The sequence below is a fragment of the Rikenella microfusus DSM 15922 genome, assembly GCF_000427365.1.
In the GTDB taxonomy this organism is placed as follows: domain Bacteria; phylum Bacteroidota; class Bacteroidia; order Bacteroidales; family Rikenellaceae; genus Rikenella; species Rikenella microfusus.
In genome coordinates this window covers 900888-914736 of the sequence record NZ_KE386488.1, presented here as the reverse complement: position 1 = coordinate 914736, position 13849 = coordinate 900888, and the positions used below count along the sequence as shown (strand labels likewise).

Sequence of the window (13849 nt, the reverse complement as noted above, 5' to 3'; positions counted from 1 at the left end):
GGATGCGCTGGCAGCGTCGGTTGTGAACAAAGAGAACCAGAAAACCGACGCAGCAGCCGAGCGCCATCGAACTCGTTCGGATGGCCGAGGCGCCGGGAAAAGGCGAAGCCGAACTTTTCGAGATCGCATCTCCTGAGTTTGGCAGATACTCTTTTCCTTCAGGATTTTCGGTCGGAACGACAGTCCGTTGTTTTGCGGTTCGCAGAATCGCCGGCCTTGTCGCCCTGGCGCTTTGCGCCACGGGGGGAGGGCGACAGGCCGAGCCTCAGGTTTAGGTGCAGGCCGTCGTTTCGGACAACAGTATTCCGGAACCCGAAGCGTGCAGGTTGCCTTGGTTTTCCTCTTTGTTTCGGCTCTTTGGTTCTTTCTTTTCAAAGAAAGAACAATGGACTCTACACTATACGTACAAATAAACGAACGGTTATTTAAAAAATTTATATTGGAACAGGATGAGGTAGAGCATTCCGCACGTGACGTACGAATCGGCGATATTGAACGTAGGGCCGAAGAATATGAAAGGCTCCCCGCCCCAGATCGGCATCCAGTCCGGCATCCGGTCGATTTCGATCAGCGGGAAATAAAGCATATCCACCACGCTTCCGTGCAGAAACGAAGCATATCCCGTGCCCCACGGTACGAAATGCGCCACCTCCGTAAATGTGGATTCCGAGAAAAACAGCCCGTAGAAAGCCGAGTCGAAGATATTGCCCAAAGCTCCCGCCAATACGAGCGAGACCCCCACTATCACCCCCGTCGGGGCTTCCCGCCTGATAAGCCGGCGGATGTACCAGCCGATGGCGACGACCGCCGCGATCCGGAACAAGCTCAGAATCAGTTTGCCGTACTCCCCGCCTAATTCCATGCCGTACGCGGCGCCCTGGTTCTCGATAAAGTGGATATAAAACCATTTCCCGAAGACCGGGATGGCTTCTCCGATAGTCATGTGGGTTTTGACGCAGAGTTTGACCGCCTGGTCGGCGATCAGCAGCAAAACGATAAGCGAGACGACGAGCAGGGTTTTCTTCTTTTTCTGTTCCATAGGACAAAGCATTGCCGCCGGCGATACGGTTCGGAAAACCGCCGGGACCGGACTGCGGCAAAGGTACTAAAAATGCCGATCATCTTTCCGCCGCCCTCGGGACGGAACGGAAGCGATCGGCACTATTCGATCAGGTATAAGGCTGTCGGCAACCTTCGGAAAACTATTTTTCTACGGCTGCGCTGAGTTCGGCTCCTGCCTTGAATTTAACGACTTTCTTGGCAGCGATCTTGATCGTGGCGCCCGTACGCGGGTTGCGGCCGGTGCGTGCCGGTTTTTCGGTCACGCCGAACGAGCCGAAGCCTACCAAAGCGATCTTATCGCCTGCTTTCAGCGTTTTGCCCGTAACCTCGATAAAAGCTTCGAGCGCTTTTTTAGCCTGGGCTTTGGTCAGTCCTGCTTCCGCAGCGATTGCATCGACGAGTTGAGTTTTATTCATAGCAGTAACATTTAGAGAGTTAGTAGTTTCTCGATTGTACGTTGCAAATATAGCCTATAAAACGTAACTGCCAAGGATTTAATGATTTTTTTTGCAGGAACCCGGCGGATTCGGCTAAAAAGGAGCCAGTGTTTTGGCCGTAATGAAAAAACCGCTACTTTTGTGCCCGGAGAGGTGGCAGAGTGGTCGATTGCGGCGGTCTTGAAAACCGTTGAGCTGCGAGGCTCCGGGGGTTCGAATCCCTCCCTCTCCGCCCAGGTTGTAATCCGGAAAAAGAGACATACCTCAAATCGGTATGTCTCTTTTTATTTTGGTACCGGAGACCGCCGTTCCGCTGAAGAGAGGTCGAACGGCGGAATGGGCCGATTTGTAACGGGCGATTCCGTATTCATTAAAATATGCCGGTAAATTGCCATTGTTTTCGTATTTTTGAGCAGGCAGCCGTCTGTCCGATTTTCAAATACAGCATATTTATGGATACCGAAACGAACCATATCGCGCATTTCCCCCAGGGAGTGACCGAACGCCCCGGCGAAAACGCCATCTTTATCGTCTATACGCTGAAAGACCTTCCCGGCACGGCCGATGCCGTCAAAGACGTTTGCGCCAATTTCTCGGCCCTGATCCGCAGCATGACGAACCGTTATCCGCAGGAACAGTTCAGCGCCGTAATGGGATTCGGCGCGCAGGCTTGGGGGAGGCTCTTCCCCGGACGCCCGAAACCGGCCGAACTGGAGCCTTTCGAAGAGATCAGAGGACCGAAACATACCGCCGTTTCGACGCCCGGCGACCTCTTTTTCCATATCCGCGCCCGGCGCATGGCGCTGTGTTTCGAATTCGCGTCGATCCTCGACCGGAAGCTCGACGGCACGGTCGAACCGGAGGACGAGACACACGGTTTCCGGTTCCACGACGGCCGGGCCATCATCGGCTTCGTGGACGGTACCGAAAATCCGGCCGTCGATGAGAATCCCCGCTCCTTCGCCCTGATCGGCGACGAAGACCCCTCCTTCGCCGGGGGAAGTTATGTCTTCGTACAGAAGTACATCCACGACATGAAAGCGTGGAACGCGCTGCCGGTCGAAGAACAGGAGAAGGTAATCGGCCGCCGGAAATTCGACGATGTGGAGCTTTCGGACGAGGAGAAACCCGCCGACGCCCACAACGCGGTGACCAATATCGGCGACGAGCTGAAAATCGTCCGGGCCAACATGCCTTTCGCCAATACTTCGAAAGGCGAGTACGGAACCTATTTTATCGGTTACGCGGGCACTTTTTCAACCACACGCACGATGCTCGAACGCATGTTCGTCGGCGAACCGGAAGGGAACACCGACCGCCTGCTGGATTTCAGCACGGCCGTTACGGGCACGCTGTTCTTCGCTCCCTCGTTCGACCTGCTCGGCGAACTGGGCGAATAACCGTCCCCCGCCAGGTAAAAAGCCGGACTTTCGCGGTCCGGCTTAATATTTCACTTGTATGTTACCGATAAGTAACATATATTTGTGACCGAATGGTAACATAACCGGACATGGTGCAACGGAAAATACGGATGGAAAAGGACCGAGAGGCGACGGAAAACGCCCTATTGGAGGCTGTCGGCGGACTCGTGGCCGAAGAGGGATTCGAGAAGTTGGGAGTCAATGCGGCAGCAGCCCGGGCCGGAGTATCCAAGATGTTGATATACCGCTATTTCGGATCGCTGGACGGATTGATAGCGGCCTATATCCGCAAACACGACTTCTGGATCAACTACCGGCCCGAAATACCGAAAAAGAAGCATCTGGCCCCTTTCCTGAAACAGATGTTCCGCGGTCAGATCGACCGTCTGCGCAGCGATACGACGCTGCGGCGACTCTACCGATGGGAGCTGAACGGCAATAACGCGCTTATCGCCGAACTGCGGGGCCAGCGCGAAGCGGCGGGGCTGCGGTTGGTGGAAGCCGTGAGCGAAGCGACCGGCCGGCCGCGGGCCGAAGTGGCTTCGATAGCGACGATGATTTCAGCCTCGGTCAGCTACCTGGCTTTGCTGGAAGAGAACTGCCCGGCCTACAACGGCATCCCGTTGCAGCGGAACGCCGGCTGGGAACAATATGCCGAAGGGATCGACGCATTGGTCGATCTGTGGCTGGAGAATCTGAAAAACAAATCGAAATGACGAAGGTATATGCGTGGATGGCAGCCGTACCGATTGCTTTGGGACTTTGCGGCTCCTGCCGGCAGGAAGCGGCGCGATACGGTGCCGGGGATTTGCAGATAACGGTCGAACAGGGCGAAAACTGGCTGCATGATTTTCCGCTTTTCCTGGGGATCGGCCGCAAAAATGCGCCCCAGATCGCCGTTTGGGTCGAAGATACGGCGGGCCGTTACCTGACGACGCTCTATGCGAGCGAAAAGATCGCCACGCAGGGCTGGGTGATGTCGGGCGGAAACCGCCGCAAGGAGGCCCTGCCGGTCTGGTGCTACGCGCGGGGAGTGCGTTACGAAGACGGACTTTTCCTGCCGACCGAAAAACGGCCGCTGACGGACGCTGTCTCCGGGGCGACTCCGCGGGCCGGGTTCGGGATAGGTTTTTCGTCCGGCGAACTGCCGCGCCGGTTCGTCGTGAAAGCGGAAATCAACCATTCGACCGATTTCAACGATTTTTACCCGAAAGACGCCGCGCCGGGCACGGCCGGCTGGTCGGGCGGAAAGATGGGAAGCGGACAGCCCGCCCTGGTCTATGCGGCGCGGGTCGATCTGGATTCGGGACAAAAGGCGTTCCATGCCGTATTGGTCGGCCACAGCAGTCCGGACGGGACGGACGGAACGGTCGATCCCGATCTTTCGACCCTGACCACGGCGCTCGGTATCGTCGAACGGATCACCGTAACGGCACGGTGACGGAGCCGGTTGAAAACCCGTGGCGGCGCTGCGTCCTCAAGGCGCAAGCCGTTCGATCCGCCACGAACCGTCGTCCTGCCGGGTGTAGAGTATCCGGTCGTGCAGGCGGTTTTCGCGCCCCTGCCAGAATTCGATCCGTACGGGCGTTACGGCCACCCCGCCCCAGTGCTCGGGGCGTTCGACGGGGGTGTCCGACGATTCGGCTTCCGCGAGTTTCGCTTCGTAAGCCTCCGCTAACCATGCACGCCCCGGTATCGGCCGGCTTTGCGGCGACACGGCCGCCCCGATCCGGCTGCCGGGCGGCCGTGAACGGAAGTAAGCGTCCGACTCTTCGGGCGAAATCCGTTCCGCCGTTCCCTCGATATGGACCTGCCTTTCGAGCGGGTACCACAGGAACGACAGGGCGACCTGCGGATTAGCCGCCAATTGCCTCCCTTTGCGGCTTTCGTAATGGGTGAAGAAGACGAACTGCCCGTCGCGCAGTTCTTTAAGCAGCACGGTGCGTATCGACGGGCGGCAGTCGGCCGAAACGGTGCCGACCGCCATCGCGGTCGGCTCGGTTATCTCCTGCGCTCCGACTGCCGTAGCCAGCCACTGTTCGAACAAAATCAACGGGTCGGGCGGCACGTCGCGGCGGTTCAACCCGCCCCGCGTATATTCTTTTCGGATTCCGGACAAGTCCATTGCAAAAGTATTTATATCTTTAGCGATCCCGATTATATATCATCTTCTGTACCGCATCTGCCCGCCCGCGCTGGAATCCCTCCGGCGCGGAGCGGAAACGGGACTATACGCAAGAAAAGCCGTATATAATCCTCCTCATCAAGAGCATCGCAAAAACGGTGCAATTTTTCTCCGGCGGCCTCTTTTTCGTATTTCGATGTCCTGCGGGCATTTTTCGGCACAGTGATTGCGGCATGCGGTTCCCGTTATGCTATCCATACGACTTTTTCTATCTGTGTGTATGCCGGAATTTCGGATGCTTTCGGCCCGTGCTTACCCCGGAACCGCACAAAGCAGCTTGGGCGGAAGGCCGATGGGCGGAATCGTTGTCCGATGCCGGGGAAATGCAGATCGGCTTATTAAAAAGGCGGACTATATACGTTTACACAACCTCCCTTTCGGCTCCGCGCCGGACGATGTGAAGCGGTGCAAACCCGGGCAAAAGACCCGGAGGGTCCGGCACGAGCCGAAAAAGCAGGCAGTGTAAAATAGCATATAATTACTAAAAATATCGAATCATGTTTACCGGAACCGATTTAGTCCAATTTTTCCAGGAGAACGCCGCGCTGGCCGTTTTCCTGACCGTGGCGGTCGGCTTTTGGATCGGCAAATTCCGATACAAAAGTTTTTCGCTCGGCACCGTCACCAGCGTATTGCTCGTAGGGGTACTCGTCGGGCAGATGAAAATCGAAATCCCCGAACCGGCCAAAACGCTCTTTTTCCTGATGTTCCTTTTCGCCGTGGGGTATGCCGTCGGCCCTCAGTTTTTCCGGGGGCTGCGTAAAGACGGGCTGCCGCAGGTGGCGTTCGCGGTGGTGGTTTGCCTGCTGTGTCTGGGATCGGTGTGGTTATGCGCGCTGGTGATGGGGTACGATGCGGCGCAGGCCGCGGGCCTGATGGCCGGTTCGCAGACGATGTCCGCGGTACTGGGAGTGGCGACCGATACGATACGGGAGATGCCGAACCTCAAAAACCTGGATCTGAGCACGATGCCTGTCGTCTATGCCGTTACCTACATCTACGGTACCGCGGGATCGGCCTGGCTGCTGGGAACGCTGGGGCCGCGTCTGCTGGGCGGGGTGAACAAAGTGAAAGCGGCCGCCAGGGAGCTGGAGAGCCGGATGGGCGAGGATGTCAGCGCCCAGCCGGGGTTCAATCCGGCGGTACGGGCTATCGTGTTCCGGGCCTTCAGCGCCGATAACGAATGGTTCGCTCCGGGCCGCACGGTGCGCGAGTTCGAGGAAAACATGCGCAAGCAGGGGAAGCGTATTTTCGTCGAACGGTTGCGCCAACAGGGGAAAATCCGCGACGTGACGCCTAAAATGATGCTCTACCGGGGCGACGAAATCGTGGTCAGCGGCCGGCGGGAGTTCGTGATCGAGGAGGAAGATTGGATCGGGGCGGAAATCGTGGACGAAGAACTGGTGAATTTCAATGTGGAAAAACTCTCCGTCGTGGTCGGCAGGAAAGAGGCTTCGGGGATGTGTATCCGCGAGCTGCTGAAGTCGGACTTCATGCACGGGGTGATGATCCGCAGCATCACGCGTACCGGGGTGAAAATACCCGTATTCGGGGGCGGCAGGCTCGATACGGGCGACCGGATCGAACTGATCGGACTCAGGCAGGACGTGGACCGCGCGGCGGCCCGCCTGGGGTTCGGCGACCCGGCGACGGAAAAGAGCAGCATGACGCTGGCCGGTTTGGGAATCGTGCTCGGAGGATTGATTTTCGGATGGATATTGGTCACGCGGATCGGGAGCATCCCGCTGAGCCTGACGGTCAGCGGGGGCGTGCTGATCGCAGGGCTGGTGTGCGGCTGGCTGCGGGCGAAACGGCCCAACCTGGGCGGCATCCCCGAACCGGCGGTGTGGTTCATGAACAATGTAGGGCTGAATGTCTTCATCGCGATCGTGGGTATCTCCACGGGGCCGACGTTCATCCGGGGTTTCCAGGAGGTGGGCTGGAGCCTGTTCATCGTAGGAGCGGTGGCGACCTCCCTACCGTTGATTTCGGGTATTTTTATCGGGAAATACCTCTTCAAGTTCAACGACGCGCTGACGCTGGGTTGCTGTTCCGGGGCACGCACGACCACGGCGGCATTGGGAGCCGTGGAGGAGACGCTGGAAAGCACGGTGCCGGCGATGGGCTATACGATCACCTATGCCATCGGCAATACGTTGCTGATTATCTGGGGCGTGGTGATTGTCCTGCTGGTCGGCTGACAGAGACCTTTCGCCGACCGGAACGGACGGCGAAAGGAGCCGTCGCAGGTTCCGTTGCCGGCGGAACGAATCCGGAAACATAGGGCCGGAATCCGTGAATCGGACCGGCCCTGCGTCTTTTTTGCGCCGGCGACCGGAAACCTGTCCCGGCGGGGCGGTATTTCGACATGTTGAAATATAAAATCGCATGGAACACCTCTCCGGACATGCTAAATTCGACGCCAAAATTGTTCTATATGTCGGGAATATGAACGAATTTCCGGAGAGTTACGGATAATTTGTATCTTTGCAAATCCGTTATCGCCTGATAATTAAGCGGAAGAGTAAGCAAACAGTCTCCCCTGCCCCTGGTATCGGCCGATGATCCCGTTCATCGGCCCTGCGTTCAGGCCGCTTTGCGGCTCCGGGGTGGGCGCAGGCCGAAACTATCCGAAATTCAGGCAGATATAAAATGGGGAAAACCGTATATGCTTGCCTGAGAGAATGATGACGGGAATCCCCGACCCTATGTAAACGAACAGGACAAGACATGAACAGAATATTCACCGCGCTCATGGTCGCCGCCGGATTGGGAACGACGGCCCTGCCGGCGTCCGGACAGAAAACCGTGAACATCGCTTTCGGCGATTTCGACCGGTGGACGGTACGCGAAATCAAGGAATCGGGCGTGATCGGGGGCAACGTCCGTTACCTGTACGAAATCGCCCCCGGCGACACGATCAAGGGCGACGCGCCATATCGGCGCAACCCCAAATCCCCGTGGAGGACCTCCAACGTGATGGCCAAAGTGAGCGGCATCACCAAATGCAGCGCGACCGTCTTCCCCGAACGGCGCGGAGACGGGTTCTGCGCCCGTCTCGACACCAAAATGGAAACGGTCAAAGTGTTGGGGATCGTCAATATTTCCGTGTTGGCGTCGGGCAGTATCTTCTTCGGCGAGATGCTCGAACCGATCAAAGACACCAAAAACCCCCTGGCCAAGCTGAATCACGGCGTGCCGTTCACCGACCGGCCGACGGCGCTGGTGCTGGACTACAAATTCCGCACCGACGGTTCGGCGAACCGGATCAAAGCTACCGGTTTCAGCGCCCAGAAAACCGTTCCGGGCCAGGACTACGCCGATGTGCTCCTCCTGCTCCAGAAACGGTGGGAAGACGCCGACGGGAACGTTTACGCCCAGCGCGTGGGGACGGCCAACGAACGGTTCGGGAAGAATACGCCCGAATGGATCGACGGCCATGCGATTCCCGTACTTTACGGCGATATTACCGGGAACCCGGCGTTCCGGCCCCAGATGGGACTGGTACCGGACGAACGGGCCTACTGGTGCCGCAACAGCAAGGGCCGGATGGTGCCGATCCACGAGACCGGCTGGGCGCCGGAAGGCGAACGCCCCACCCATATGATCCTCCAGATGTCTTCCAGCTACGACGGCGCTTATGTGGGCACGGTGGGCAACAGTCTGTGGGTGGATAACGTGAAACTCCAATATTGATTCCCGCTTTGAAAACCCGACGGATAAGCAGAACCCGCCGCACCTTCCTGCGTGCTTCCGCTTTTGCCCTGGCTGCGGGCCTGCTCCTTGCCGGCGGAGCGCAGGCGCAGCATACCCGTTTCGCCGTGCCTGCCGGATACGGACTATTACCGGATGCGGTCTCTGCCGGGGCCGACACTGCGGTGCAGGCCAAAACTCCCGCTGCCGCAGCGGACACCGCCGCAGCCGCCGACAGCACGGCACCGGCGGACAGCACGCCCGTGAAACTGACCGGTTGGCAGCGGTTCATGCGTTTCTTTACCGAATCGAACCAGGAAAAAAAAGATAAAAAATTCGATTTCAGCATTATCGGCGGCCCGTTCTATTCGAACGACGTGAAAGTCGGCCTGGGACTGGTCGCTTCCGGCCTCTACCGGGTCGATCGCAGCGACACCCTGCTCCAACCCTCCAATGTCTCGCTGTTCAGCTCCGTGGCTACCTCCGGGTTCTACATGGTCGGGATACGCGGCACGAATATTTTCCCCCGCGACCGCTACCGGCTGAACTACCTGCTTTATACCTTCTCGTTCCCCAGCGCATTTTGGGGAATCGGTTACGACATGGCCGCGGACAACGCCAACGCCAGCCAGTACACTCGGAAACAGAACCAGGTCAAGGTCGATTTCCAGTTCCGGATCGCCAAGAACCTCTACCTGGGACCCGTGGCCAGTTTCGACTATGTGGACGGCCTGCGTTTCGACCGGCCCGAACTGTTGCTGGGCCAGGACGCCTCAGTGCTGAGTTTCGGCATGGGGTTCGTGCTGAACTACGACTCGCGCGATGTGATGACCAATGCCTACAAGGGCTGGTACGTGCGGCTGGAACAATACGCCAACCCGAAATGGCTGGGCAACAAATACGCTTACGGGCGCACCGATCTGATCGTGGATTTTTACCAGAAACTGTGGAAAGGGGCCGTGCTGGCTTTCGACTTCCACACGCAGCACAACTATGGCGACGTGCCGTGGACGATGATGGCCAAACTGGGCGGGTCGTACCGCATGCGCGGTTACTACGAAGGGCGTTACCGCGACAATAACCTGACCGAGATACAGATGGAGCTGAGGCAGCACATCTACAACCGCCACGGGCTGGCGGCATGGGTCGGCGCGGGGAACGTGTACAAGGATTTTAAAACTTTCCGCTGGGGCCATACGCTGCCCAACTACGGGATCGGCTACCGGTGGGAATTCAAGAAAAGGGTGAACGTCCGCCTCGACTACGGCTTCGGCAAAGGACAGAACGGGTTCCTCTTCCAGATCAATGAAGCATTTTAGAGAGACCATAGAGCGGATCAGGAAACGGTTCGCCGACCAGCGGACTTACTATTGGATATTTCTGGCGGTATTGCTGGTCCCGAACCTTTTCCTGTGTCTGACCGAACCGATGCCGCTTTTCGGCAAAGCGGCTCTGATATTGGTGCCGGGGGCCGTATGGATGGCCCTGCTCGCCGTCAGCCGCAAACCGGGGAACATCATTTGGTGCCTGCTGCCGGTACTCGTGTTCGGGGCGTTCCAGTTGGTGCTGCTCTACCTGTTCGGCAACTCCATCATCGCGGTGGACATGCTGCTGAACGTGGCGACCACCAATTCGGGCGAGGCGATGGAACTGCTGGGCAAACTGGCGCCGGCCATCGTCGGAGTCGTTCTGCTCTATGTCCCCGCCCTGATACTCGGAGCGATGTCGATCCGCCTTTCCGACCGGCTGGCGCCGGCGTTCCGGAAACGGAACGCGCTGCGGGCAGCGGCCCTTTTCGCGGTCGGGCTCGGCGCCATGCTCGGCGCCCGGATGCAGGATCCGGCCTACCGGGCCAGACTCGACCTCTGGCCGGTCAATATCGGTTACAACCTGAAACTCGCCGTCGATCGGTGGGAGCGGGGCAACCGTTATGCCGAGACCTCGAAAGACTTCCGCTTCGGTGCGGTTTCCGAACGGTCGGACAGCGTGCGGGAAGTCTACGTGATGGTGATCGGTGAAACCTCGCGGGCGCTCAACTGGCAACTGTACGGTTACGGGCGGGAGACCAATCCGCGCCTGTCGGAGACCGAGGGGCTGGTCTGTTTCCGCGACATGCTGACGCAGGCCAACGCCACGCACAAAAGCGTGCCGATCATGCTGAGCGCGGCTTCGGCCGAAAATTACGACATTCTCTATACCCACAAAAGCGTCCTGACCGCTTTCAAGGAGGCGGGTTTCCGTACCGCGTTTTTCTCGAACCAGCTGCCGAACCGTTCGTTCATCGACCATTTCGGCAACGAGGCGGACACCACCGTCTTCCTCAAAGCCAACGCGATGGCCAAAGGCGAAGAGTATAACCCGTACGACGAGGTGCTGCTGCGGAGCGTGGATTCTTTGCTGGCGGATACCGCTGTGCGGAAATTGTTTATCGTGCTGCACACTTACGGCTCGCATTTCGACTACCAGGAGCGCTATTCCGTGAACGATATCCATTTCCGGCCGGCCAGCTACGAATCGGTGAACCGCGACAACCGGGACATTCTGATGAACGCTTACGACAATTCGGTTCGGGCCACCGACGAGTTGTTGCACGGGATCATCGGACGGCTCGCGGCGCAGCCGAATACGGCGGCGGCCATGCTGTACGCTTCGGACCACGGCGAAGATATTTTCGACGATCGGCGGAACCTGTTCCTGCACGCTTCGCCGATCCCGTCCTATTACCAGCTCCATATCCCGTACCTCATGTGGTTTTCGCCGCTGTACGACTCGTTGTGGCCCCAGGCCCATGCCTGCGCGGCGGCCAACAGCGGGCGGCCGGTGACCACGAACGTGATTTTCCACACGCTGCTTTCGGTGGGGGGTATCGAAACGCCCTACCGCAACGACTCGCTGGCCGTGACTTCACCGCATTTTACCGTAACCCCGCGCCATTACCTGAACGACCATAACGAACCGGAAACGCTCGACCGCATCGGCCTCAAACCGCAGGACGTCGAGATGTTCCGCCGGCTGGGGCTCGATTATCCGGCCCCCGAAACGGAATCTGCAACCCGGTAGCACGAATAAATCGTTATCTTTGGGCGTTTATCCCGCGACCGATCCATGCCATTGCGCCGACATATCGCTTTTTTCGCCGTGCTGATCGCCAGCGCGCTGATGTTCGTGCATGCCGTCGTGCCGCACCACCACCGCGCGTCCGATCTGTCGGTCTGCACGGAAGAGCCGGCGCCCTGCCGCCATGTCTCCGCTGTCCGTGAGGCGGCCGGAACGGCGGTGTTGTCCGATGCCGGCTGCGATTGCGGCTGCAACGGCGTGCAGTGCGCCGCTCCGCTGCCCTTCACCCTGCGTTGCGGTACCGACGGCGACGATCATTCCGCGGCGGCACAGGGGCTGCTGCCACTCTTCGAATGCGAACTTTGCACCGGCGCGGGCCGTCTGTCCGTCCCGGAATTGTCCGTCCTGTCCGGGGCGGTCTCCTATTTTGTCGCCGATGCGCGTCTGGCTGCGCAATGGACGCCCGGTTCCGTCGCCGGAAGGGCTCCTCCCGTTTTATAGTTCGTCTTGTTCGTGCCGCGCCGGGAAAAGGGGCGGCATGTATCTTCCATTGCTGAACTGTAAAACGAAATACCATGAAATTTCCTGTGATAATTCTGCCGGCGCTCGCTGCGCTGGCGTTGGCCGCATGTACGTCCGGCGATTCCGGCGACGCGCACGACCACGGAGCGGAAGGCCATGACCATGCCGCCGAGGCGATTGCCGAAGAGGAGGAGCATTCCGACGGACCGGGCGTCATCGCGCTCGACGACGCGCAGGCTGCGGCACTCGGCCTGAAGTATGAAAAGGCCGCGGCCGGACCGTTCGCCAGCGTCGTGCGCACCGGCGGCAGCATCGAAGCAGCCCCGGGCGACCGTTCCACCGTGACGGCCACCGCGTCCGGTATCGTCAGTTTCGGCGGCCGGCGGCTGACCGAAGGGACGAAGGTCGCCAAGGGGACGCCTTTCCTGATTTTAGGTTCTTCCGGGATGGCAGAGGGCAACTATCCGCAGCAGCTGGCCGACGCCCGTGCGGAGCTGGCCAAGGCCGAGGCCGATTATGCCCGTGCCGAGACCCTTTCTGGCAACAAAGTGGTCAGCGGGGCCGAACTCGAAGCGGCGAAGCTGGCGGTGGACGTGGCCCGGCGCAAGGTGGCCGTCCTGTCCGAGCATGCCACCAAAGGAGGCAAAAACATCGTCGCCCCGCTGGGCGGTTATGTGACTTCGCTCGCGGTGGGCGAAGGGGATTACGTGACGGCGGGACAGCCGCTGGCCACGATTTCGGCCAACCGCAACCTGGTGCTGCGGGCCGATGTGCCGCAGCGTTACCTGGCGGAAGCGGCCGAAGTCCGGACGGCCAATTTCACGACGCCCTACGATGGCCGTACTTACGACCTGTCGCAGTCGAACGGCCGCCTGATCGGTTCGGCCCGGGCGCTGGCGGCGGGTTCTCCGACATTGCCGGTGCGTTTCGAATTCGAGAACGGGGACGGCCTGACGCCGGGAACGGTGGTCGAGGTTTTCCTCAAGGGTGCGCCGCGCGAAGGGGTGATGACGGTGCCGGCTTCGGCGCTGACCGAGGAGCAGGGGGCGTATTATCTGTATGTGCGTACTTCGCCGGGGCATTACCTCAAAAAACCGGTCGAGATCGGCGCGTCGGACGGGGCGAGGGTCGAGATCGCGAAGGGTCTCGCACCGGGCGACGAGGTGGTGACCGAAGGCGCTTACTACGTCCGCCTGGCGGGTATGTCCACAGCTATTCCGCACGGACATACGCACTAAATTTCAATCGTTCGATTACCCCCCCGGAATCCGCGGAGGTAAAACCCCAGGCGAAGCGCGGGTTGCAGCTTTCCGCCCGAGGTAGTTTCGGGCAGCGCGGCTCGCGGCGCTCGCCGGACAGGTTTCCGTATGTTTCGGAGAGGCTCTGATGATGCTGCCGGAAGTCGCGCGCTGACGGAAATCCACCCCGAAAGCCTTACGGCTTTTCGGTTGTCTTTCCTGCGTTAGCGCGGT

12 protein-coding genes and 1 tRNA gene are annotated in these 13849 nt (G+C 59.4%); 10 read left to right on the top strand and 3 right to left on the bottom strand.

Annotated features, from left to right (window positions below; translation table 11 throughout):
- Positions 1 to 421 precede the first annotated feature (421 nt).
- Together RIKMI_RS0104995 and RIKMI_RS0104990 are read right to left on the bottom strand one after the other, a co-directional pair.
- Positions 422 to 1039 carry a lipoprotein signal peptidase gene (locus RIKMI_RS0104995; RefSeq protein WP_027290700.1) on the bottom strand — a complete coding sequence of 206 codons (618 nt, stop codon included), beginning with the start codon at positions 1037 to 1039 and terminating at the stop codon, positions 422 to 424.
- 163 nt (positions 1040 to 1202) lie between these two features.
- A complete protein-coding gene (locus tag RIKMI_RS0104990; RefSeq protein ID WP_027290699.1) occupies positions 1203 to 1478 on the bottom strand; it encodes an HU family DNA-binding protein in 276 nt (91 codons plus the stop codon).
- 168 nt (positions 1479 to 1646) lie between these two features.
- Here RIKMI_RS0104990 and RIKMI_RS0104985 point away from each other — a divergent pair.
- The 4 genes from RIKMI_RS0104985 (at position 1647) to RIKMI_RS0104970 (ending at position 4361) form a co-directional block, all read left to right on the top strand.
- Positions 1647 to 1731: transfer RNA gene (locus RIKMI_RS0104985), tRNA-Ser, on the top strand.
- A gap of 220 nt (positions 1732 to 1951) precedes the next feature.
- Entirely contained in the window at positions 1952 to 2899 is a 948-nt protein-coding gene (locus RIKMI_RS0104980; protein ID WP_027290698.1) for a Dyp-type peroxidase, read from the top strand.
- Positions 2900 to 3030: 131 nt separating this feature from the next.
- The gene (locus tag RIKMI_RS0104975; RefSeq protein WP_115356457.1) at positions 3031 to 3636 is read left to right on the top strand and encodes a TetR/AcrR family transcriptional regulator; all 606 of its coding nucleotides are present in this window, start codon (positions 3031 to 3033) and stop codon (positions 3634 to 3636) included.
- Positions 3633 to 4361 carry a T9SS type B sorting domain-containing protein gene (locus RIKMI_RS0104970; RefSeq protein ID WP_037291535.1) on the top strand — a complete coding sequence of 243 codons (729 nt, stop codon included), beginning with the start codon at positions 3633 to 3635 and terminating at the stop codon, positions 4359 to 4361. The genes RIKMI_RS0104975 and RIKMI_RS0104970 overlap by 4 nt, the downstream gene beginning before the upstream one ends.
- 36 nt (positions 4362 to 4397) lie before the next feature.
- On the opposite strand, the gene pdxH is transcribed toward RIKMI_RS0104970, so the two are convergent.
- Positions 4398 to 5045, bottom strand: a complete 648-nt coding sequence (pdxH, locus tag RIKMI_RS0104965; protein WP_037291534.1) for a pyridoxamine 5'-phosphate oxidase — start codon at positions 5043 to 5045, stop codon at positions 4398 to 4400.
- Positions 5046 to 5602: 557 nt separating this feature from the next.
- Here pdxH and aspT point away from each other — a divergent pair.
- The 6 genes from aspT (at position 5603) to RIKMI_RS0104935 (ending at position 13615) form a co-directional block, all read left to right on the top strand.
- Positions 5603 to 7306 (top strand): aspartate-alanine antiporter, encoded by a 1704-nt coding sequence (gene aspT / locus RIKMI_RS0104960; RefSeq protein WP_027290694.1) that lies wholly within the window; start codon positions 5603 to 5605, stop codon positions 7304 to 7306.
- Positions 7307 to 7835: 529 nt separating this feature from the next.
- Positions 7836 to 8801, top strand: coding sequence for a PCMD domain-containing protein (locus tag RIKMI_RS0104955; protein WP_027290693.1), 966 nt, complete (start codon positions 7836 to 7838; stop codon positions 8799 to 8801).
- Positions 8802 to 8983: 182 nt separating this feature from the next.
- Positions 8984 to 10117, top strand: a complete 1134-nt coding sequence (locus tag RIKMI_RS0104950; protein WP_370447812.1) for a BamA/TamA family outer membrane protein — start codon at positions 8984 to 8986, stop codon at positions 10115 to 10117.
- A complete protein-coding gene (locus RIKMI_RS0104945; RefSeq protein WP_027290691.1) occupies positions 10104 to 11858 on the top strand; it encodes a phosphoethanolamine transferase family protein in 1755 nt (584 codons plus the stop codon). Before RIKMI_RS0104950 ends, RIKMI_RS0104945 begins: the two co-directional genes overlap by 14 nt.
- Positions 11859 to 11903: 45 nt before the next feature.
- Positions 11904 to 12356 (top strand): hypothetical protein, encoded by a 453-nt coding sequence (locus RIKMI_RS14850; protein WP_147288426.1) that lies wholly within the window; start codon positions 11904 to 11906, stop codon positions 12354 to 12356.
- Positions 12357 to 12430: 74 nt separating this feature from the next.
- The gene (locus RIKMI_RS0104935) at positions 12431 to 13615 is read left to right on the top strand and encodes an efflux RND transporter periplasmic adaptor subunit (protein WP_027290689.1); all 1185 of its coding nucleotides are present in this window, start codon (positions 12431 to 12433) and stop codon (positions 13613 to 13615) included.
- Positions 13616 to 13849 lie beyond the last annotated feature (234 nt).

Excerpts from the sequence above, each read along its gene's own strand:
- RIKMI_RS0104995 (WP_027290700.1), bottom strand. The coding sequence starts at position 1,039 with ATGGAACAGAAAAAGAAGAAAACCCTGCTCGTCGTCTCGCTTATCGTT.
- RIKMI_RS0104990 (WP_027290699.1), bottom strand. The coding sequence starts at position 1,478 with ATGAATAAAACTCAACTCGTCGATGCAATCGCTGCGGAAGCAGGACTG.
- RIKMI_RS0104980 (WP_027290698.1), top strand. The coding sequence starts at position 1,952 with ATGGATACCGAAACGAACCATATCGCGCATTTCCCCCAGGGAGTGACC.
- RIKMI_RS0104975 (WP_115356457.1), top strand. The coding sequence starts at position 3,031 with ATGGAAAAGGACCGAGAGGCGACGGAAAACGCCCTATTGGAGGCTGTC.
- RIKMI_RS0104970 (WP_037291535.1), top strand. The coding sequence starts at position 3,633 with ATGACGAAGGTATATGCGTGGATGGCAGCCGTACCGATTGCTTTGGGA.
- pdxH (WP_037291534.1), bottom strand. The coding sequence starts at position 5,045 with ATGGACTTGTCCGGAATCCGAAAAGAATATACGCGGGGCGGGTTGAAC.
- aspT (WP_027290694.1), top strand. The coding sequence starts at position 5,603 with ATGTTTACCGGAACCGATTTAGTCCAATTTTTCCAGGAGAACGCCGCG.
- RIKMI_RS0104955 (WP_027290693.1), top strand. The coding sequence starts at position 7,836 with ATGAACAGAATATTCACCGCGCTCATGGTCGCCGCCGGATTGGGAACG.
- RIKMI_RS0104945 (WP_027290691.1), top strand. The coding sequence starts at position 10,104 with ATGAAGCATTTTAGAGAGACCATAGAGCGGATCAGGAAACGGTTCGCC.
- RIKMI_RS14850 (WP_147288426.1), top strand. The coding sequence starts at position 11,904 with ATGCCATTGCGCCGACATATCGCTTTTTTCGCCGTGCTGATCGCCAGC.
- RIKMI_RS0104935 (WP_027290689.1), top strand. The coding sequence starts at position 12,431 with ATGAAATTTCCTGTGATAATTCTGCCGGCGCTCGCTGCGCTGGCGTTG.